The sequence below is a fragment of the Salinifilum ghardaiensis genome, from assembly GCF_054491345.1.
Genome location: NZ_CM137101.1, coordinates 2,113,241 through 2,132,239 on the forward strand (window position 1 = coordinate 2,113,241; position 18,999 = coordinate 2,132,239).

General features: G+C 67.5%; 21 protein-coding genes and 3 pseudogenes. 9 read left to right on the plus strand and 15 right to left on the minus strand.

Annotation, left to right across the window (positions count from 1 at the left end; all coding sequences use genetic code 11):
- The first annotated feature begins 56 nt into the window (after positions 1-56).
- The 3 genes from ACVGV0_RS09650 to ACVGV0_RS09660 all read left to right on the plus strand — a co-directional run bounded on the left by ACVGV0_RS09650 (position 57) and on the right by ACVGV0_RS09660 (position 1,511).
- Positions 57-248, plus strand: coding sequence for a PspC domain-containing protein (locus ACVGV0_RS09650; RefSeq protein ID WP_459159520.1), 192 nt, complete (start codon positions 57-59; stop codon positions 246-248).
- A 316-nt stretch (positions 249-564) separates the two neighbouring features.
- A complete protein-coding gene (locus ACVGV0_RS09655) occupies positions 565-1,152 on the plus strand; it encodes an endonuclease/exonuclease/phosphatase family protein (protein ID WP_459159521.1) in 588 nt (195 codons plus the stop codon).
- Positions 1,068-1,511, plus strand: coding sequence for an endonuclease/exonuclease/phosphatase family protein (locus ACVGV0_RS09660; protein ID WP_459159972.1), 444 nt, complete (start codon positions 1,068-1,070; stop codon positions 1,509-1,511). The genes ACVGV0_RS09655 and ACVGV0_RS09660 overlap by 85 nt, the downstream gene beginning before the upstream one ends.
- 632 nt (positions 1,512-2,143) lie before the next feature.
- Here the strand turns inward: ACVGV0_RS09660 and ACVGV0_RS09665 are convergent.
- Complete coding sequence (locus tag ACVGV0_RS09665) at positions 2,144-2,974, minus strand: UbiA family prenyltransferase (protein ID WP_459159522.1); 831 nt, start codon at positions 2,972-2,974, stop codon at positions 2,144-2,146.
- A 7-nt stretch (positions 2,975-2,981) separates the two neighbouring features.
- Here ACVGV0_RS09665 and ACVGV0_RS09670 point away from each other — a divergent pair.
- A pseudogene (locus ACVGV0_RS09670) lies at positions 2,982-3,488 on the plus strand (Tn3 family transposase); the annotation flags it as partial.
- 105 nt (positions 3,489-3,593) lie between these two features.
- Here the strand turns inward: ACVGV0_RS09670 and ACVGV0_RS09675 are convergent.
- Both ACVGV0_RS09675 and ACVGV0_RS09680 read right to left on the minus strand, forming a co-directional pair.
- Positions 3,594-4,487, minus strand: a complete 894-nt coding sequence (locus ACVGV0_RS09675; RefSeq protein ID WP_459159523.1) for a hypothetical protein — start codon at positions 4,485-4,487, stop codon at positions 3,594-3,596.
- An 840-nt stretch (positions 4,488-5,327) separates the two neighbouring features.
- The gene (locus ACVGV0_RS09680) at positions 5,328-6,587 is read right to left on the minus strand and encodes an IS701 family transposase (RefSeq protein WP_459158707.1); all 1,260 of its coding nucleotides are present in this window, start codon (positions 6,585-6,587) and stop codon (positions 5,328-5,330) included.
- Between the two features lie 144 nt (positions 6,588-6,731).
- On the opposite strand from ACVGV0_RS09680, the gene ACVGV0_RS09685 reads away from it, so the two are divergent.
- A complete protein-coding gene (locus ACVGV0_RS09685) occupies positions 6,732-7,640 on the plus strand; it encodes an IS5 family transposase (protein ID WP_459159524.1) in 909 nt (302 codons plus the stop codon).
- Between the two features lie 13 nt (positions 7,641-7,653).
- On the opposite strand, the pseudogene ACVGV0_RS09690 reads toward ACVGV0_RS09685, so the two are convergent.
- The 4 genes and pseudogenes from ACVGV0_RS09690 to ACVGV0_RS09705 all read right to left on the minus strand — a co-directional run.
- Positions 7,654-7,887, minus strand: a pseudogene (locus ACVGV0_RS09690) (IS481 family transposase); the annotation flags it as partial.
- Between the two features lie 119 nt (positions 7,888-8,006).
- Entirely contained in the window at positions 8,007-8,879 is an 873-nt protein-coding gene (locus ACVGV0_RS09695; RefSeq protein ID WP_459159525.1) for an SAM-dependent methyltransferase, read from the minus strand.
- Between the two features lie 105 nt (positions 8,880-8,984).
- Positions 8,985-9,314, minus strand: coding sequence for a transposase (locus ACVGV0_RS09700; RefSeq protein ID WP_459159526.1), 330 nt, complete (start codon positions 9,312-9,314; stop codon positions 8,985-8,987).
- 329 nt (positions 9,315-9,643) lie between these two features.
- Positions 9,644-10,015 carry a hypothetical protein gene (locus ACVGV0_RS09705; RefSeq protein WP_459159527.1) on the minus strand — a complete coding sequence of 124 codons (372 nt, stop codon included), beginning with the start codon at positions 10,013-10,015 and terminating at the stop codon, positions 9,644-9,646.
- Positions 10,016-10,197: 182 nt separating this feature from the next.
- Between ACVGV0_RS09705 and ACVGV0_RS09710 the strand changes: the two genes are divergently transcribed.
- The 3 genes and pseudogenes from ACVGV0_RS09710 to ACVGV0_RS09720 all read left to right on the plus strand — a co-directional run.
- Positions 10,198-10,401 carry a hypothetical protein gene (locus tag ACVGV0_RS09710; protein ID WP_459159528.1) on the plus strand — a complete coding sequence of 68 codons (204 nt, stop codon included), beginning with the start codon at positions 10,198-10,200 and terminating at the stop codon, positions 10,399-10,401.
- Complete coding sequence (locus ACVGV0_RS09715) at positions 10,398-10,637, plus strand: hypothetical protein (protein WP_459159529.1); 240 nt, start codon at positions 10,398-10,400, stop codon at positions 10,635-10,637. The genes ACVGV0_RS09710 and ACVGV0_RS09715 overlap by 4 nt, the downstream gene beginning before the upstream one ends.
- A gap of 145 nt (positions 10,638-10,782) precedes the next feature.
- Positions 10,783-11,985: pseudogene (locus ACVGV0_RS09720) on the plus strand (alkaline phosphatase D family protein); the annotation flags it as partial.
- On the opposite strand, the gene ACVGV0_RS09725 reads toward ACVGV0_RS09720, so the two are convergent.
- The 3 genes from ACVGV0_RS09725 to ACVGV0_RS09735 form a co-directional block, all read right to left on the minus strand.
- Positions 11,969-12,472 (minus strand): Ppx/GppA phosphatase family protein, encoded by a 504-nt coding sequence (locus ACVGV0_RS09725; RefSeq protein WP_459159530.1) that lies wholly within the window; start codon positions 12,470-12,472, stop codon positions 11,969-11,971. The pseudogene ACVGV0_RS09720 and the gene ACVGV0_RS09725 sit on opposite strands and share 17 nt — an antisense overlap.
- 252 nt (positions 12,473-12,724) lie before the next feature.
- The gene (locus tag ACVGV0_RS09730; RefSeq protein ID WP_459159531.1) at positions 12,725-13,903 is read right to left on the minus strand and encodes an AI-2E family transporter; all 1,179 of its coding nucleotides are present in this window, start codon (positions 13,901-13,903) and stop codon (positions 12,725-12,727) included.
- 285 nt (positions 13,904-14,188) lie between these two features.
- Entirely contained in the window at positions 14,189-15,460 is a 1,272-nt protein-coding gene (locus ACVGV0_RS09735) for a hypothetical protein (RefSeq protein ID WP_459159532.1), read from the minus strand.
- Positions 15,461-15,596: 136 nt separating this feature from the next.
- Between ACVGV0_RS09735 and ACVGV0_RS09740 the strand changes: the two genes are divergently transcribed.
- Positions 15,597-16,396 (plus strand): IS5 family transposase gene (locus ACVGV0_RS09740; RefSeq protein ID WP_459156287.1). Its coding sequence is split into 2 segments (ribosomal slippage): positions 15,597-15,942 and positions 15,942-16,396, totalling 801 coding nucleotides; the frame shifts between segments, so codons are not numbered across the junction.
- 5 nt (positions 16,397-16,401) lie between these two features.
- On the opposite strand, the gene ACVGV0_RS09745 is transcribed toward ACVGV0_RS09740, so the two are convergent.
- From ACVGV0_RS09745 to ACVGV0_RS09765, 5 genes are all read right to left on the minus strand, one after another.
- On the minus strand, positions 16,402-16,659 hold the full coding sequence (locus tag ACVGV0_RS09745) for a DUF6480 family protein (RefSeq protein ID WP_459159533.1): 258 nt from the start codon (positions 16,657-16,659) through the stop codon (positions 16,402-16,404).
- A 333-nt stretch (positions 16,660-16,992) separates the two neighbouring features.
- Positions 16,993-17,178, minus strand: a complete 186-nt coding sequence (locus tag ACVGV0_RS09750) for a hypothetical protein (RefSeq protein ID WP_459159534.1) — start codon at positions 17,176-17,178, stop codon at positions 16,993-16,995.
- Between the two features lie 102 nt (positions 17,179-17,280).
- The gene (locus tag ACVGV0_RS09755) at positions 17,281-17,802 is read right to left on the minus strand and encodes an Asp23/Gls24 family envelope stress response protein (protein ID WP_459159535.1); all 522 of its coding nucleotides are present in this window, start codon (positions 17,800-17,802) and stop codon (positions 17,281-17,283) included.
- Positions 17,803-17,932: 130 nt separating this feature from the next.
- Positions 17,933-18,457, minus strand: a complete 525-nt coding sequence (locus ACVGV0_RS09760) for an RNA polymerase sigma factor (RefSeq protein WP_459159536.1) — start codon at positions 18,455-18,457, stop codon at positions 17,933-17,935.
- A 235-nt stretch (positions 18,458-18,692) separates the two neighbouring features.
- Positions 18,693-18,929: a hypothetical protein gene (locus ACVGV0_RS09765; RefSeq protein WP_459159537.1), complete on the minus strand. Its 237-nt coding sequence runs from the start codon at positions 18,927-18,929 to the stop codon at positions 18,693-18,695.
- Positions 18,930-18,999 lie beyond the last annotated feature (70 nt).

Below are 18,999 nucleotides of genomic sequence, written 5' to 3' on the forward strand. Positions count from 1 at the left end.
TGGTCCTGGGTGACTCCCATCGCGTCAGGGCCCTTCCTCTGCGGGAGGATGGGGGCATGACGGCACAGAAGAACAGGCTCATCCGTCCGCGCCAGGGCGCGTGGATCGCCGGCGTGTGCGCGGGTCTGGCCGACCGGTTCGGCCTGCCGCGTGGATTGGTGCGGCTGGTGTTCGTGCTCTCCTGCCTGCTGCCGGGTCCGCAGTTCGTGCTCTACCTCGTGCTGTGGGTGATGGTCCCGCGCCCGTGACACCGACGGCGAGCTCTGAGCAGTGACGGCCTCACCGGGCTGTTCTCTGCCTCGAGGCCGACCGCCTCCCGCGTTTGTCGACGTGGTTTCCGACACCGGTAACTGGAGTGTGCACCGCCAGATCCTGTACGCCTACTACTCAGAGCCCGGTACCGCCAGGTCCTGTACGCCCCCAGATCGTCCGCGACGGCAAGGGGTTGCTCGGGACGGTGTCAGGGGATGTTTGCCTGCTGGTGACCGCGGCGGTGTTGCATGTTGGTCGCCTTGTGGTGAGAGTGATCATGGACGTGGTGTCGAGACGGGCAGGGAGCACGCTGTGGTCAGGGTTGCGACGTGGAACCTGGAGAACCTGTTCCGTCCGGACAGCGAGGCTGGTCCGGACACCGACGAGCAGTACCAGGCCAAGCTCGCCTCGCTCGCGGGCACGATCACGACGATGAACCCGCAGGTGCTGGCCGTGCAGGAGGTCGGTGAGCCCGAGGCCCTGGAGGATCTCGTCCAGCATCTGCAGGGGCAGTGGCACACCGCGTTGGCCGAGCCCGACGGGCGTGGCATCCGTGTGGGCTTTTTGTCCCGCCTGCCCCTGTCCGAGACCGAGCAGAGCGCCGAGTACCCACCCGAACTGGCCGGAGTGCAGGTCAACGACGACGGTGACACGACCCGCGAGATGAGCCGCCCACTGCTGCGCGCCCGTGTCGAGGCCGAGGGCACCACGATCACGCTGGTGACCTGCCATATGAAATCGAAACTGCTGACCTATCCGGGCGGGCGATTCAGCCCCGCGACGAGGGGGAACGTGCCCGGTATGCGGTCTATGCGCTGCATCGGCGTGCCGCCGAAGCCGCCACCGTACGCAGCTACGCCAACGGCCTCCTCGACGGCCGGGGACAGGACCGCGCGGTGATCGTGCTTGGCGATCTCAACGACACCCCACACGCAGCCACCACCACCCTGCTCAATGGCCCACCCGGCTCGGAGATCGGCACCGGGGGCTTCGACCGGCCCGACGCCGGCGACGGCGACCGGCTGTGGAACCTCGCCCCGCTCATCCCCGAAGACAAGCGCCACTCGCGCACCTACCGGGGCCGTCCCGAGCTGATCGACCACATCCTCGTCAGCCACGCCCTGGTCACCCACGTCGACACCGCCACCACGTTCGACAACGACCCCGGCTCGGTCACTGAGCATCCCACCGAGCGCCGCAACGATCCTGGATCTGACCACCGCCCCGTCCTGGCCGACATCTCCCCGACCTCCGCATAACCACTACCGGTGTCTCAGACAGGAGTCGCCGCTGACTGGCGCAGCCAGGCTGAGCGCTGTTTGTCGTTCCGATGTTGCTTCAGGCCCCATGCCATTGGCGCCGACGTCGATGCGGGTGATCTGTACCGTGCGTCGTCCGCCATCGGTCTCGTGCCAGTACCACTGCCCGGGCGTGGGCCGTTCCCACTCCGCGTGCTCGTCGTGCTCGGAAGCACCGTGGCGAGGCCTGGACCAGCCCGGACCGGTAGGAACAGCTCGTGCGCGCATGTCGCGAAGCGGTCGAAGCCCAACCGGGTGCCGTGGCAGCTCGGGGTGCCGCGCTGGAGGTCGACCCGATCCCACCAGCCACCGCAGTCACCACGACCTCGATGTCGGCCTCGCCGAATGCGACGGTCGCCCACGCGAAGCGCTCGGCTGGACTCTCCCAGCCGAGCGCTTCGCGAGACTGGGGCGTGAGGAACATCCGAACGACAGACAGCGCTAAGAGAGTGTCGCGGGGTTCACTGCCGGTGCAGGCGATGCGCCCGGTGAAGCCCTGATCACGGACCCAGCGGCGCAGTTCGGTCTGATCGTAGGCTTTGTCGCCGTGGAGCTTGCCGGGCTTGCGAAACACCTAAACCCCGTCTTCCGGGTCAGATGTAGAGCACGAACAACTGAAGCAGCCCCAAACCGTAGACGGTGCAGTAAACCTGGTACGTGACCGCGTCCGCACGCGGGCCACGCCACCGCAGGGACCGGTAGGCCGACACCCAGCACGGCACGAACACGAGCGCATCGGCCAGCAGTATCCGCCACAGGCCCGCGCCACTCGACGCCCACAACACCATGTGCTGCACCATCGGCAACACCAGCAGCACCGCCGTGAACCAGATCCGCACCGGCCACGCCCCGATCAGCAGCGGAAACGTGCGCCTCCCGGCCGCGCGGTCACCGTCCATGTCCCGCACGTCCTCGTAGTGCAGCGCGACAGTCCAGCCCACGCCCGCCACCAAGATCCACGTGACCGCGAACCGATCCAGCGGCGCCACGAGTTCCCAACTGATCGCGAGCTGCACGAACGCCGCGATCATGGTGGACGGATTCTTGAAGCAGAAGTACCACCGCTGCGGCAAGACGAGATACACCAGGACCGTTACGACCTGCCAGACCAGAACCCACGGCAACACCCCGAACACCCAGCCCGCGAGAGTGTACAGCGGCGTCGCCACCGCATACCGGAACAGCAGCCCACGCGGCGTGGTCAACCCTTGCGGAACCGGACGGTGTGGCTTGTTCACGCGGTCTTCGTCGACCCCGAACGCTTGATTGGCCGCTTCGAAGGTATACCCGAACAACACGGTGAGCACGGCCAGCGCCAGCACACCCCAGGCAACGCCAACAACCGGGGTGCCGTGCACCGCGCAGGCCCCCAGCAAGAACACCAGGTGCGGCACGAAAGTGACCAGCGTGTTGTCCCGCAGCATCCGCCACGTGATCGCCCACTCCCGCCGCACCCGACTGAGGGCGTGTTCCCGAGTCGGCATCAGCTCATCAACGGTCACGCCGCACCACCAAACGAGCCATCTGCTCCAACTGCTCTGCCGCGTCCGCGCCTACCGACACCGCCCGCGCCTGCTCGACCTGGAGTTGATCCGGCGCAACTGGCCCGACCTCCTGCGTGACCGGTCGCTGTCCACCGGGGCGATGAAGGCCTCAGAGCTGATGCACATCACCCAGGGCGGTGGAAGCCCAATCACCCTGGGCAAGGCCCTGGCCGAATACAGACGTATCGCCAAAACTCTGCACATGCTGGCCTTCGTCGACGCTGATGAGACCTACCGGCGCCGCATCCACACCCAGATCAACACTCAAGAATCCCGCCACGCGCTGGCCCGGCGGATCTTCCACGGCAAACGCGGCCAGCTGTATCAGCCTTACCGCCAAGGTCAGGAAAACCAGCTCGGCACGCTCGGGCTGGTGCTGAACATGGTCGTGCTGTGAAACAGCGTCTACCTCGACGCCATCCTCAAACAGCTGCGCTGAGCTTCCCCCGGTGGACCGGGGGAAAGCTCACCTATGGGCAGTTTCAGTTCGTTTGCCGCGTCACGAATCGTCCCTCTTGGGAAGATAGTGCGGATCGAAGTTGTGCGGGGTCACATACAGATCCACGGCGCTGTAAAAACCAATGGAAAGCGTCTCGGTGATGGTGGCTACCTGGGGAAGGTTGGACTTGCTCAGCACTTCATTGATGCCCATGCAGTGGTCGCGATGCCCCTGTCCCCACCAGTCGTGTGGAGTTTTCCAATCGGTAGTAAAGGCACAGTCGCCACTCAGGGTCGCCTCGTAGGTGACTCGCGCTTTGACGGTACTGACCGTACCCCAGATATAGGTAGTCTCCCACTGTCCCGCAGGAACCTCGGATTGAACGCTGTTCGAGACGGTCAGCTGAACTTCCTTTTTGTGGGTACCGCTTTTCCCCCATTGCTGGTTGTATTTAAATGATGTTTCCCCGCTAACCCCTTCGACACCCGGTATTCCAATCGAGTACGAGATCGACTGTCCCAGCTCGAAGCTTTGACTGTTGGACCAGCTATGTTCGACGCTTTCGGAGCTAGCGGTAGTGCCGCCTGCCGTGTGCTGCACTGGATGCGGTGTGTCGTTGTAGATTGTGTTGTGCCCAGCCATTTGCGACTCAGGGGTCATGTCGACAATTTCGACGCTCTTGGCCGCAAGGGTCACTGTGACCGGGTTCCAGTTGTTCTTCGAGTAGTACTTGTACATGTTGGAGTACGGAGCATGGGTGGTGGGATCATGCAGCCAAGCACCGTGTACGGGATTATTGATGGCGCGGGAAACCAGGCCTTTGAGCTTGCCGTCATCGACGTTGAACTTTGCGGCTTCGGCAGGTGTGATCTGATGAGTCACACTGCCAGAAACGGATCCTTTGGACTTGCTCTTGTCCGTGCCGAGGTCGATGTCGACCGAGATTCCCACCATGACCTCCTAACGGAGTAGTGTCATATCGGCAGCGCCTCCACGCCGCTAACTTCGGCGTGACAGCGCCACATTCGAGATTAGAGCTCCTCGCGAAGAACAACAAGGGCCAGACACTAAAAGATGATCATGACTACACGAATGCAGCAGAAAATGCGGTCAGCTTGGCAAATTCGGCTGAACAGCGAAAGGGGCGGGCATGAAAAATATAACAGTGTGTAGCATCCATTTGGGCGATTAATTGACTCTGCTGGATGTGAGCATCCGTGTTGGGGTGGTTCGCACACAGCCCAGCTCGTTAGCAGGGAAGCTCCGGCAAAGTAGCCGGGTGGTTCGTCGTCGCATACTCCGGGGCCTGGCTTCCCTGCGGCGTGGCCGGCGGCCTGCTCGGCAGGCAGCAGACGCAGATGTTCCATCCGGCAAAAGCCCTCGTCGACGCCGCGGTCGGTCTCGGGCCACCGGTGCGGGTACACTCCGAGGTAGTCGCCGACGAGCAGGACAGAGGCCGGTTGGGGAAGTCCGTGGGCCGCCGGCCACCCGGCCCCGCGTGGCCGGCTCGGGTCAGGTGAACTCGTCGGCGGTGCGGTTGTGCTCGCGGCGGAACACGCCCGGGGTGCCCCGGCCGGATGTGCTGCGCGCAGCAGCGGTGTCTCGCCCGTGGGCGGCCACCAGGGGTGGTGCGTGTCGTGCGCGACGCGGCGGGGCTAGTAGGGCTTTGTTAAGTGCGTAATCGTTGCTGGCGTGGGGGTTTCGCGCTGTCTCGGAGGGGTTGGTGGCAGGTGTGGCAGGCGCCGGTCCAGACGGCCAGTAGTGTCTGGAGTTCGCGGATCACGGCGTAGAGGGTCAGGCCGGCGCAGGGGCTTTTGGGTCATAGCGCAGTTGGGTGCAGATGGCTTGGGCGAGGCTGGCGAGGGTGACGTGGCGGTGCCAGCCGGGCATGCTGCGGCCCTCGAAGTGGTCGAGGCCGAGGCCGTCTTTGAGTTCGCGGTAGTCGTGTTCGATGCGCCAGCGCATTTTGGCGAGTTGCACCAGCTCACGCGCCGGTGTGTCGGTGGGCAGGTTGGACAGCCAGTAGTCGGTGGGTTCGGGCTCGCCTGGGGGCCATTCGGCGATCATCCAGCAGGCGGGCAGGTTTCCGTTGGTGTCTCGGGCGTTGTTGCGGTTGGCCGGGCGTACCCGCAGGGTCACAAAGCGCGAGCGCATCGCGCCGGTGCGGTTGCTGGCGGTTTTCTTCGTGCCGTGGCGCCAGGTCACCTGCCGCAGTGCTGTCCTCCCGGCGGATAGCGCCAGCGTGCGGAGGTCAGTGGGCTGGTGCGGATAGCCGGGTTTCGGCGGGCGCCCGGTGCCGGGCCAGGGTGGTGTGGTGATCTCGGCGTCGCCGGGCTGAACACTGGTGCTGGCCTTGACCGCCACGACGTAGCTCAGGCCGCGTGCAGCGAGCTCGCGGCGGAACTCGGTGATACCGCCGTAGCCGGCGTCGGCCACCACCGGCCGTGCCGACAAGCCCCAGTCACTGATCGCCTCGTCGAGCATGTCCAGCGCCAAGCGCCACTTCTCCCGATACCGCACCTCGTCGTCGATCTTGGCACGAGCCCGGCGACGCTGGATGCGCTCTGCGGCCTCGGCATCCTCGGTGGTGTGATCGTCCCAACTGACGGGCAGGAACAGGCGCCAATCCAGCGCGGCCGAGGCCCAGTCGGTGGCCGCGTGCAGGCTGACCCCGACCTGGCAGTTACCGGTCTTGCCCAGCGCCCCGCAGTACATCCGCGCCACCCCGGGCGAGTCGAGACCGTCCTTGGGAAAGCCGGTGTCATCCAACACCCACGCCCGCGGTTGCAGAAACCGTTGGGCCCAGCCCGCCAGACGCTGGCGCACCCCGGCGTAATCCCACGTCGACGAGGACACGAACTGCTGCAACTGCTGATGATCCACCTCAAGCCGCTGCGCCATCGGCTGCATCGACTTGCGCTTGCCATCCAACAACAGCCCACGCAGATACAACTGGCCCTTGGCCCGCTGATCCCGCCGCGACAGCCCCGCCAGCATCTCAGCCGCGAACGCCTCCACACGCGGGGCCACCGACCGCATCTCCTCCGGAGTCACCCCAAGATCATCACACAGAAGATCAACACCTAACAAAGCCCTACTAGGAGCTGTTTAGGAACGAGGGCCCGCCGTCAGAAAATAGCGAGGTCTCCGGTAGAGGGATCAACGACCAAGAAGACCAACATCGAACCGGAGACCTCGATGGGTAGCGTATCGGTCGGCGCGCGGAAGGATCTCACAGACCGGCAGTGGCGAGCGCTGCAACGTGTGCTCCCGCCTCAACCGCAGGTCGGGCGACGTCCGACGTGGACACGCCGCCAGTTGCTCGACGGGATCCGCTGGCGCACGCGGGTCGGTGCTCCGTGGCGGGACGTGCCGGAGCGGTATGGGCATTGGCAGTCGATCTATCAGCTGTTTCGCCGCTGGCAACGGGACGGCATCTGGGTCTGGATCTGGGTGCAGCTGCAGGCGTTCGCGGACGCCGCAGGGGTGATGTCCTGGCAGGTCTCGGCCGATTCCACGATCAACCGGGCTCATCAGCACGCCGCCGGGGCCCGCCACCGACCCGAGCAGCAGGTCGAACCGCCCGGCGACGAACCCAGTGATCACGCGCTGGGCAGGTCTCGGGGCGGGTTGTCCACGAAGATCCACCTGGCCTGCGAACAGGGCCGCAAACCCCTATCGCTGCTGATCACGGCCGGTCAAGCCGGGGACAGCCCGCAGATGATCCCCGTGCTCGACGCGATCCGGGTGACACGCCCCGGGCGCGGCCGCCCACGCACACGCCCGGATCGGGTGCTGGCCGACAAGGCGTACTCGTCCGCAGCCAACCGGCGCTACCTGCGCAGGCGAGCGATCCCGGCCACGATCGCGACCCCGAAAGACCAGGCCGCCCACCGCCGTGCCCGCGGCACGGCCGGAGGACGCCCACCCGCCTTCGATCCGGTGATGTATCGGCAACGGCACGCCGTGGAATGCGGCATCAACCAGCTCAAACACCACCGGGCCGTCGCCAGCCGCTACGACACACTCGCCGTCCGGTACGCAGCCACCCTGCACATCGCCGCCATCGACATCTGGCTCCGTGACCTCACCAAGATCAATTCCTAAACAGCTCCTAGATCTTCGCTCGTGCCAGGAACGCCGCAACGGTCGCTCCCTTCTCGTCGCTGAGAGGCTCGGTGCAGGAGAGCCGGGAGAAGCCGTCGATCGCCGAATGCAGGTAGGTGCATCCGCGCTTCGCGCCAGCTGACTTCGCTCGCCCGGCGTCCTTGGCCCGATCGCTTCCGCGGCCGTGGATACGCCAACCTCCACCGTCGGGGATCCGTCCGACCTTCTCCACGTCGGGGTGGACCACTGCTGCTTTGCCGCGTCGCATCCGTGGCACAACAACACGCGTGCGGTCGCGCCGACGGTGATCTCGACGACCGTGTCGACCTGCGTTGGTCGGCGGTCACGCACCTTGGGACAGCGCCGTTAGATCGAGACTCCCCGGTTACGCGTGCTCGGTGCTGTCGGAGGTGGGGTGGCCGAGGTTTTGTACCCGATGGCAGCGCGGGTGGACCAGGAGGCGGGGATGGTGGTCGGTGGCGCGGTGTGCGCGTGCCAGTGCGTGGTGGGCACGATTCCCGGTTCGATCAACTCGAGCCCCTGGAACAGCTCGGCGAATTGGTCCGGGGTGTGCAGCCGGTAGGGCACGGCCTCGCCGCTGTTGTACTGGTCCTGGGCCTGGGCGTGTTCCGGATTGGTGTTGGTGGCGTCGTTGATGACGAGGTAGCTGCCCACCGGGAGCGCGCCCAGCAGCTGATGCACGATCGTCTGGGTACTCGCGTGATCGGGCATGTGGCCCAACACCGCGATGAACAGCAGCCCCACCGGGCGGGTGAGATCCAGTGTCTCGGCGGCGCGGCGCAGGATCGTTGCGGGATCGCGCAGGTCGGCATCCAAATAGTCGGTGGCACCGGCTGGAGTGCTGGCAAGCAGCGCACGAGCGTGGGTCAGCACGAGCGGGTCGTTGTCGACGTAGACGATGCGCGATTCCGGCGCGCATCGTTGCGCGATCTCGTGCGTGTTCTCAGCAGTGGGCAGACCGGTGCCAATGTCTAAAAACTGGCGGATGCCGCACTCGTCGACGAGATACCGCACGGCCCGCGCGAGAAAGCTCCGACTGTCGCGGGCTTGCTGGGTGATGCCGGGAAACATCCGCTCGTACTGCTCGCCTGCCTCGCGGTCCACCGCGTAGTGGTCTTTACCGCCGAGCCAGTAGTTGTACAGCCGCGCCGAATGCGGCACGGTCCCATCCACTCCCGTGTGCGGCTGCTCACTGGGCGGCAACGCCGATTCACCCATCCTGGCTCTCCTTCCCCGCGGTACGACGACACGCGACGCGAGCGAGATCGTACTCGCTCGGCGGTGTGGTGTCGTGGGGCTGATGCGGGGTTTGGTGACAGCTACTTACGCCGCCGGGCCGGCGTAGGCGGCCAAGTGCCCGGCGGAGGCGAACCAGCTCGGATCTCCGGTGGCGGCGAGGAATTCGGCGCCGGGGCGGAAGCCTATGCCGGGCATGGTGGTGATCACTTCGGCCAGTCGGTGGCGGCGAAATCGGCTCTCGATGGCGATATCCAGTTCGGCGATGCGGTCATCGAGGCGCAGCATGTCCTCGGCCAGCCCCGCTACCAGCTGTGCGGTGACCTCCTCGCCGGACATCGTGGTGGTCTGTGTTTTTGCCGCTTCCACCGCGGCCTCGGCGATGGTCGTAGCGGTGGCCTCGCGGATTCCGCCCATCCCGACTACCTTGCGGCTCAGGCGCAGCCGCGATGACGGCTGGCTGCGCGCGTGGCAGTTCCGAGTTCTGTGCGGCTTCTGGTGTTGCCGCAGAACCGGCGACGGTGCTGCGGTGCTGTGGGCAGTGGGCCGCCGAGCCGGAAGAAACCACCGCCCCGGCCCGCCGCCGACGGCTGCAGCAGCACTCGGCCGTGCTGGATGCCTGGTGGTAAGCCGCCGCGCAGCACGGCGACCAGGTGCATCCGTGCGCACGGTCGCCGCCTGCGCACGAGTCCCGGTGCCGACGCACCGAGGGCAGCGGTGGAAACAGCGCCGGACCCCGTGCCGGGTCAGTTGAGGCCGGCCTTGCCTGGTAGTGCGCGCCGCGGTGGGCAGACGTGCTCGGTGCCGCAGACGTCGAGGCAGTCCACGTGCACCCCGCTGTGCCAGGCCCCGGGTGGGCACGCCGCGCCGTGGCCGAGGCATTCCTCGGCGCCGGTGCGGTGTTCGATGACGTTGTGCTCGCAGCGCAGCGCGAGGCAGTAGCGGCACTGCTCGGGAGCGAAGACGCATTCCTCGGCCCGGGCGTGGTACCCACCGGTGCAGGTGGTTCCGCGGGAGCAGGGCCCTTCGGTGCCGTCGACGTGCTCGGTCACCGTGCCGGAACATTCCGGCGGCAACGCCGTGCCGAACGGGACGCGGGAGAGGCTGTTGACCTTCATAGCGGCATCCTGCCGGGATCGTGCCATCTCCGCACGCCGCTTCGGGGCTGCCGTGCCGCCGCCGCGGCACTCTCCTTCCATCGGATGATCGTCCTTTGCGACCGTCGGTGATCGGCGTGGCCGAGGGGATGCGTCGGTCTCGCCGAAGGCGGATACTTTTCCCGGGTGAAAGGAGTGCTGGGATGGCCGAGCGCCGTGACCGCGACCGCACCATCGAGGTGAACACCGCGGCCTACCTGCTCGAACGGGGCGAGCTCGACGACGACGTGCCCGACTCCGGTCCCTCCGACTTCGCGGAGGGTCCACGGGGTCGGGGCTGTTCGCGGCCGGATTCCGGCGCGGCCGGAAACGGCACCGCGGCGGACTCCCGCGCCGGTGATCGGTGACCGAGTTCCGCCTTGCCACCCGTCATGCGACGACGCGGCGCGCGCCGGTCGCCGCGGAGCGGCACACGCTACCAACGCATGATCACCCGGTGATGCGCATCAGCGCATCGGTCATGCGCATCACCGCGCATCCGCTTCAGTGGGGTCGGGTTTCCAGCGATGGTCAGGAACGCGTTCACCTCGTGGTTCTCGCAGTTCAGGACAGTCAGCGTTTTCGACCTGGCCCGGATCACTGATCATGCTCAGGGCGATCGGGGAGTGATCGAGGTCGAAGGCGCGCGCAGCTGTGGCGTCTGTCTCACCCCGAGCCCGGTGCCTGGTTCACGTGTTCGTCGTGTCGGTGTGACGAGTGCGCCGCTGCGGACGTGTAGACACCGTCCCATGCGCCTGAATCGACGTGCTCTCCTCCGCCACGGAGCCACCGGTCTTGGCCTGGCCGCCACTGGTCTGGCCGCGTCCCCGACCGCCACTGCAGCTCCCGGGTTCGTCCGCGCCGATCGTCCGGTGCTCACGCACGGCGCGCAGCTCGGTGATCCCCGACAGGACGGCGCCGTGGTGTGGACCCGAGCGGACCGTCCGTCCCGGATGTTCGTCGAGGTCGCCCGCAACTCGGACTTTCGCGCCGCCGTGCGGATTCCCGGCCCGATGCTCACCCCGAGGCCGACGGCACCGGCGAGCTGCTGCTGACCGGCCTGCCACCGGGACAGGAGATGCACTACCGCGTCATCGCCCAGGATGTCGAGGGCCGCGCCGACAGCGAACCACTGACCGGCAGGTTCCGCACCGCGGCCGTGGACCGGCGGGACGCACGTTTCCTGTGGTCGGGCGACGTCGCCGGACAGGGCTGGGGATCAACCCGGATATCGGGGCATGCCGATCTGCTCGGCGATGACCGCCCTCGATCCCGACTTCTTCCTGCACAGCGGCGACACCGTGTACGCGGGCGGACCGATTTCGGAGTCCGTGACGCTGCCGGACGGCCGGGAGTGGCGCAACCTCGTCACCCCGGAGAAGTCCAAGGTGGCGGAAACGCTAGCCGAGTTCCGCGGCCAGTTCGCCTACAACTTGCTCGACGAGAGCTTCCGGCGGTTCGCCGCGAACGTTCCGCAGTTGGTGCAGTGGGATGACCACGAAGTGACCAACAACTGGTACCCGGCCGAGGTCCTCGACTCGGACGACTGCACCGAGAAGCGCGTCGACGTACTCGCGCAGCGCGGATTCCAGGCGTTCCACGAGTGGCAGCCGGTCCGCCGCCAGGGCCCTGTGGACGGCCGCGTGTACCGGAAGGTCCCGCACGGGCCGCTGTTGGACGTCTTCGTGCTCGACATGCGCAGCTACAGCGACCCGAACTCAGCCGGAACGACGCCAGAGCGGATTCTGGGCGAGAGGCAGGCGCGGTGGTTGGTCGACGAGCTGGCGCGGTCCCACGCCACCTGGAAGATCATCGCCTCGGACATGCCGCTCGGCATCGTCGTTCCGGACGGTGACGCGATCGAGGGTGTGGCCAACGGGCGGCCCGGGACGCCCAACGGGCGGGAAGCGGAACTGGCCTGGGTGCTGCAGGAGATCAGCCGCCGATCGGTGGTACTGGTCGAGCGGCAGCGGTGGGCGGCACGGTGCCGAACGCCTTGATCGGGTCGTGGAGCTGGCGGGGCTGGAGGCAGTGGAAGAGCTGACCGAGCATTTCGGTGCACAAGTGCCGCAAGGCGGCCGCGTGCCGGCCACCGGCAGCTTCGCGTCGTCGCACGCATGAGCGCAGGGCGGGCAGCTCCGCGGGGGAGGGGTTCTCAGCGCTGCACCAGTTCCTGACCGTGCGGACGCCGAGGGCCACGCTGTGCGCGGTCTCGGGTTGTTCGCCAGTACCGGCGGTGAGTTCGAGCGTGCCGCCGCCGCCGATGTCCACCAGCGTCAACCGGTCTGGCGCTGCGCCGAACCACCGGCGGCAGGCTCGGTAGGCCGAGACCGCCTCGACAGCTCCGGAGAGGAACCGCAGCCTCATCCCCGTTTGCGCCGCGACCGCCCGGACCACCGCCGCGGCGTTGGGCGCGTCGCGGATGCTCGAGGTCGCCAACGAAAAGCACGCGCGAGGCGGTGGTGGGCAGCGACCGCCTGGGCCCGCGCCACCGCGCGGGCGATGGCCGCGATTCCCCTGTGCTCGAGACGGCCGGCGGTCGTGACGGCGCGGTCCAGGCGCAACCGCGTGCGGTCGTTGATCACGAGGCGCGACGAGGAGCGCGTCGGTTCCACGGCCACGAGCCGCGCTGAACGAACCGGGATCGAGGATGGCGTGCGATGCAGGGGCGCGGATTCCGTGGTGGGCACGTCACTGAACGGGAAGTTCGGGCGAGTTGGGGCCGGTGGCCACGTCGCCGCGAGCGGAGTTGTCAGCGCCGGCGTGCGTCCACGTGGTGACCGCGCTGTGCACGGTGGTGATCAGGGGGACGGCGAAGAGGGCGCCGGCGACTCCGGCGAGTGCGGTCCCACCGGTGACGCCGAACACGATCGCCAAGGGGTGGATGCGCACGGCGTCGCCGAGCAACCACGGTTGCAGCACGTTTCCTTCCAGCTGCTGCACGGCCACCACCACGAGCAGGATGATCGCAGCCGGCAGCAGCCCTTGGGTCACCAGCGTCACCAGCACCGCGATCACTCCGGACACGAGCGCGCCGATGACGGGGACGAATCCGCCCATGAACACCAGAGCTGTGATCGGGCCTGCGAGCGGGACTCCGGTCAGAACGAGCGCGAGGCCGATGCCGGCCGCGTCGACCGCGGCGACGAGGGTTGTCGCGCGCATGAAGGCCGTCAACGCGGCAAACGCGCGGCGGCCCGCAGCGGCGATGCGTTCTCGCTGCGTGGAGGGCGCGATGCGGCACGTTGCGTTCCAGAGACGTGCACCGTCGTGGAGGAAGAAGACGAGGGCGAACAGGGTCAACAGTGTTCCTGTCAGCAGGCTGCCCACCGTCGACCCCGTGGTCAACGCCCCGCGGGCCAGGCCTTGCTGATTGTTGCTCGCCCATGTGGTGATCTGCTGTTGCAGGCCGGTGAGCTGTTGGGGTTCGAGGTTCAGCGGGCCCTGCACCAGCCAGCTCCGCGTCAGCCGCAGGCTTTCGCCGAGCTGTTCGGCAAGTACGGGAAGGTTGGAAAGGAACGATCCGACCACGAAGGTCAGCACGGCTGCCACCGCTGCGATGCCGGTGAGAACGACCGTTGCGGTGGTCAGACTTCGCGGCACACCGCGGCGCCGCAGGGCTCGGACGAACGGCGCCAGCAGCGCGGCCAGCAACAGGGCGACTGCCAGGGGAAAAACCACGATGAGAAGCCGTGTCGCCACCCACCCCGCCAGGGCGAGCGCCGCTGCGATCACCAGCCACCGAGCGCAGAACACCGCAGCCGCATGCAAGGTCGAACGTGCAACTTCGCCGTGCTGTAATCGATCAATGTGCACAGCGCCCATGTTCCCGGCACGGTGATCGGCGAAACCTGCTGTTGCGCAGATCATGGGGCAGTGCATCGGATCCCCCGCCCGTTCCCGTGGTGCGCAGGGTGAGCTGTGCACCACGGGGACTCTTCCAGGGTGCGCACTCCTGAGGGATCCGGGTTTCTCAGCGGAGCAGGTTCGACAGTTCCTCGGGAAGTTGTCCGGCGGTGTCGAGCAGTTCACGGGGTGCCCACTGGCGCAGGGCGGTGAGTACCGCCGCAGTGTGGTCGTGGGCCGCTTCGGTCGCGGTGGCCAGGCGACGTACGGCGAGATGCTGCGCTCCGTGGTGGAGGGCTCATCGAGTTCTCATCGGCTGCTGTGGTTGTTGCGGCGTTGTTCTTCGCGGTAGCCGTAGGCGGCTTGGCGGACGGCGCGGTCGGATTCGAGGCTGGAGCCGAGGGCTCCGGCGATGATGCCCATGGTGGTGAAGCTCCAGGCGAGGTTGAAGTACGTGTCCGGCGTCACCGGGGTTTGCAGCGTGCTGGTCAACACCGAGGGCGGGATGAGGAACGCGGCCACGGCCGTGTTGGTGATCAGCAGTCCGAGGTAGAGGCAGGTCACGCCGATGGTCAGGGTCAGCACGGTGGAGCTGTTGTAGAGCCGGGCCAGGCGCCGGAAGCCCTGCGCGCGGTGCTTGCTGCGTTCCCAGAGGTTGTGGGCGGTGATGAGCCAGACCACCAGCAGGGCCACGGAGGCGGCCGCGGCGAGGACTTCTTTGGCGGGGCTGAGGGCATCGGCGATCTGCCAGATCGTGCTCGAGGAGAGCCCGAAGGCGCTGGTGCCGAGCGCCGCGGCCAGCGCGCTCGACATTCCGAAGATCAACCGCCAGGGGCGGTTGGTGCGCACCATGCCGGAGAGCAACCGGAACCAGCCGCCCCACCGGGTGGCGGTGTAGCGCACTCCGGTGGCTTCGGAGAGGGTCGTTCGGTGCACCGGGGCGGTGAGGTTGGTCAGCCAGCTGTAGAGCCGGTGGCGGCTCGTGCTGCTCGGCTGGTGGTGGCCCTCGGTGAGCAGTTCTTCGAGCAGTTGGCGCAGCATGTGCCGCATCCGCCGGTGCGGTTGCAGCCCGCCGAGGGCGGGCAGGGAGACCACGCCGACCTGGCGGGAGGGGTCCACGTCGGCGATCAGCGGGCGTTGCTGCAGCAGCAACGGCAGGTCCGTCACGCAGATGGTGTATTCCCAGCCGCGGTGCGACTGGTAGTCCTGCAGCGCCGCGAACAGGTCTGCCCGATCTCCTTCGCCCGCGGTGATGGGGTCGGAGAGCACCTCGATCGTCCATTTCCCGCCGGCGTGCTCGTTCAGCCAGTGCGTCAGCTCGGCCGCCAGGTTGGAGCCGACCTGGGTGGGCATGTCGGGATCGGCCACGATGCCCAACACGCGGGGGCCTGCACCTTCCTGCGCGGCGACCCCGGCCTCCTCTTCCTGTTCAGCTTGAGCCTCCTGTTCAGCTTCCGCGCTTTCCGCGGCCGCGGTCTCCTCGCCCTCCGCGTCCGCAACGTTCTGCGGGGCCTCCGCGGCACGCTCCGCGTTCTCGTCTGCGGGCTTCGCGGTGTCACGTGTGGTGTGGTCAGTGCTCACTGCGTCCCTTCGCGGTATTGAGCTCACGTGGTGGTTGTGCGTTCTGACCGGTCGTGGCTGGTCAGGAACGGGGTCAAACCTATCCGCCCTAAGAGGCCCTAACACATTGATGATCTTGATGTGAGATGATCTTGGTGTGACTGCGCCATGGATCGTCTCGGACGCGTTGTGGGAGCGCATCGAGCCGTTGCTGCCGGTACGCCCGGCCGGTAAGACCGGTCCGAAGCCGTTGCCGGACCGGCAGGTGCTCCAAGGCATCTTGTTCGTGCTCATCACGGGCATTGGGTGGGAAGACCTTCCCCAGGAGCTGGGGTTCGGTTCGGGGATGACCTGCTGGCGCCGGTTACGGGACTGGCACGAGGCGGGCGTCTTCGCTGAACTCCACGAAGTGCTGCTCGCCGAGCTACACGCAGCCGGTCAGATCGACTGGTCACGAGCGATCGTGGATTCGTCCCATGTGCAGGCGAAAAAAGGGGGTCAGCGACCGGCCCCAGCCCGGTAGACCGCGGCAAGACCGGCTCCAAGCACCACCTCATCACCGAGGGCCGCGGGCTGCCGCTCGCGGCCATCCTCACCGGCGGCAACCGCAACGACATCACCCAACTCCTCCCACTGGTCGAAGCCATCCCGCCCGTGCGCGGCCGACCTGGCCGACCGCGACGCAAGCCCGACGTTCTGGTCGCTGACCGTGGCTACGACTATGATCATCACCGGATTCTGTTGCGACAGCGGGGAATCCGACCGCTGATCAGCCGCCGTGGTACCCGGGACAACAACCAACCCGTGCGCTGGGTGATCGAACAAACCCTCGCACTACTGCACCAGTTCCGACGCCTGGCCACCCGCTGGGAGCGCCGCACCGACATCCACAACGGCTTCCTCACCCTGGCCACCAGCCTCATCTGCTGGCGCCGACTCCCACAACCAATGCGTTAGGAGCTCTAAGGGAGGAGACCGAGGGCCACCGTCACGAAGAACACGGCGACCACCAGGACGATGACTCCGAGCGCGATCAGCCCGGTCCACTTCGTTGATCGCCGGGCGGACGCGCCTTCCCGAAGTGCAACGGCGCGGCTCGCCTGGGCTGCCTCCGGTGGTGTCCCGCCGGGAGGCACCGCACCACCCTCCTCGATCGGGTCCGGGCGTGTGCCCCGGGCCGGGACCGGGGTCTCCTCAGCGGGTTCCTGTTCGCGGGACATGCCCGGTAAGTACCCGTACCGCGGTGGCTGAGCCCCCCACCACCACGGTGGCCAGCGCCTCAAGCGGAGCGAGGTGGGGTCGGCGGCGTGGAACGGCCGACCAGGATGAGACCGTTCCCGCGCCGGTGAGCTGAGGCGAGGGCATCCCGTACCGAGCTCGGAGTTCGTGGCCGCGCCGGGCACAGGGTTGGGATTCCCGTCAGACGCGAGCCCCGCTGCTCCGCGTCGGCGGGGGCGCACGTGGTGTGCAGGTCTCGCGGGTGCTCGGGGTTGTCGGCCTGCTGCGGGGACCTCGTGGCGGTGGGGGCGTTGTCGAGGAGCGGGGTGCGCTCATCAGCGTTCCCGCTCGCGCGCGGTCTCGGCCAGCCGGGCCAGGTCGTGGTGCCCGTCCAGCCACCGGCCCACCGCGAGGCCGACGGCACCGAGCAGAGCCACGATGAGAAAAGCCCCGAATCCGCCGAACGCGCCGGCGAATCCCAATGCCAGCCCCGTGAGAAGGCCCAGGGCGGTGTAGTTCATGACGACTCCTCCTGCGCTGCGCCCGGGGGCTCGGCGATCGCGCCAGCACCGCGGACGCGAGGGCCTCCGCTCGGGTGGGCACCTCCGAGCTCGGTCCGCCGCTCATTCCACGCGGCCCGAGGGCGTGGACCCCTCCTCGTCGTCGCCGGGCAGGTGCAGATCGACCACGTTGATGTTGACCTCGACGACCTCGAGACCGGTCATCTGCTCCAGGGCTCCGATCACGTTGCGCCGGATCGCGCGGGCGATTTCGACGATGGACGCCCCGTATTCCACGACGACGGTCAGATCGATCGCCGCCTGGCGCTGGCCGACCTCGACGGCCACGCCCTGGCTGGTGCTGGAGCGCGCTCCCGGGATGCGTTCGTGCATCGCGCCGAAGGCGCGCGAGGCACCGACGCCGAAGTCGTGCACGCCGTTGACCTCGCGGGCGGCCAGACCGGCGATCTTCGAGACCACCATGTTCGAGATCGTGGTCGTCCCCTGGCTGTTCTCCAGCTCCGTGGGCTGGTTCGACGTCGTCGCCAGGGCGCGCGAGCCGGACGCGGTCGGCTCGCTGCGGGCGGTCCCGTTGGTCTCTTCCTGTTCGGTGTTCGCCGACTGGGGGTTGGCGGCAGTGCTCATCGCAGACTCCTCCGCAGGTGGTGGGCACGGTCGCGGGCGGCGGCGCGTGCCTCGTTCCGCTGTCACCCGTGGGACACCGCCGCTCCGGGAAGCCTCACGCGATCACCGGCTTCTCCTTCGGTGATGTGCGTCACAAGGTGGAGCGGGTGGGGGTGTCCGGATCGGGCAAAACGGCGGCAACCTCGCGGTAACTCAACCCTTCCAACTGGTGCAACACCAGCGCAGCGCGTTGCTCATCCGGCAACGCCGCCACGGCGGCCATCGTCGCCCGGGCCCGCTGCGCGGCGATGGCCGACTCCTCGGCCCCGGTCACCGCGGGCGGGTCGCTCTCAACCAACGGTTGCGCGGGGCGGTGGCGGCGCTGGTGGTTGAGGCACCGGTTGATCACCACGCGGTACAGCCACGTGATGAATCGCGCCGTCTCGGCGAAGCTCGCGATCGCGGTCCACAGCTGGATGACCACCTCTTGGGCCACGTCGTCGGCGTCGTGCGGATTGCCCAGCATGCGCAGTGCGATCCGGTAGGTCCGATCCCGGTGCCGACGTACCAGCGCCTCGTAGGCCTGCACGTCACCACCGCGGATCTTGGCCACCAGCCACCCGTCGGCCTCCGGGTCCGATCCGGACGCGCTCGCGGCCCCGTGCGGACCAGCCACCGCAGCCTCCCCAACGCCGCAGACCCCACTGGCACGACCTGCAGGCAGAGACCAGCACGACGGAACCACCGATCCCGACCGGGTCAGCACGCCGGGCGGAAAGCGGCAGCAGCGCGCTGCTCCTACAGGTCAACAGGGCCTCACTGTCCCGGCGGTCGACGGGCCGAGCAACGCGAGCGGGCAACTCCGCACGCACCTGGTGAGCTGGCCTCAGCAGGTCTTCGGAGCGTGCCGATCAGAGCGGGTCGTCGTGGTTGTGCCGCTCGATCGGCTCCGTGCGCGTCCGTGCATCCGTTTCGGCCTGCGCGGCGCGTTCCTCGGACTCCTGCAGGATGATCTGTGCCTGTTCTTCGGGGTTCGTGCTGCCCGCGGTTTCCTCCTCGGGCAGCAGTTGAGCCCGTTCCTGGACTCGTTCTTCCTCGTATTCGGGCTTGTCAGGCGTGAGGTCCCACTTGTCCTCGTGTGCGTGCATGCTGCCTCCTTTTCCGGGAAGCTCCTGCCGTTTCCGCCAGTCACGCCGAGGCCGTCGCGGAGCGTGCTGA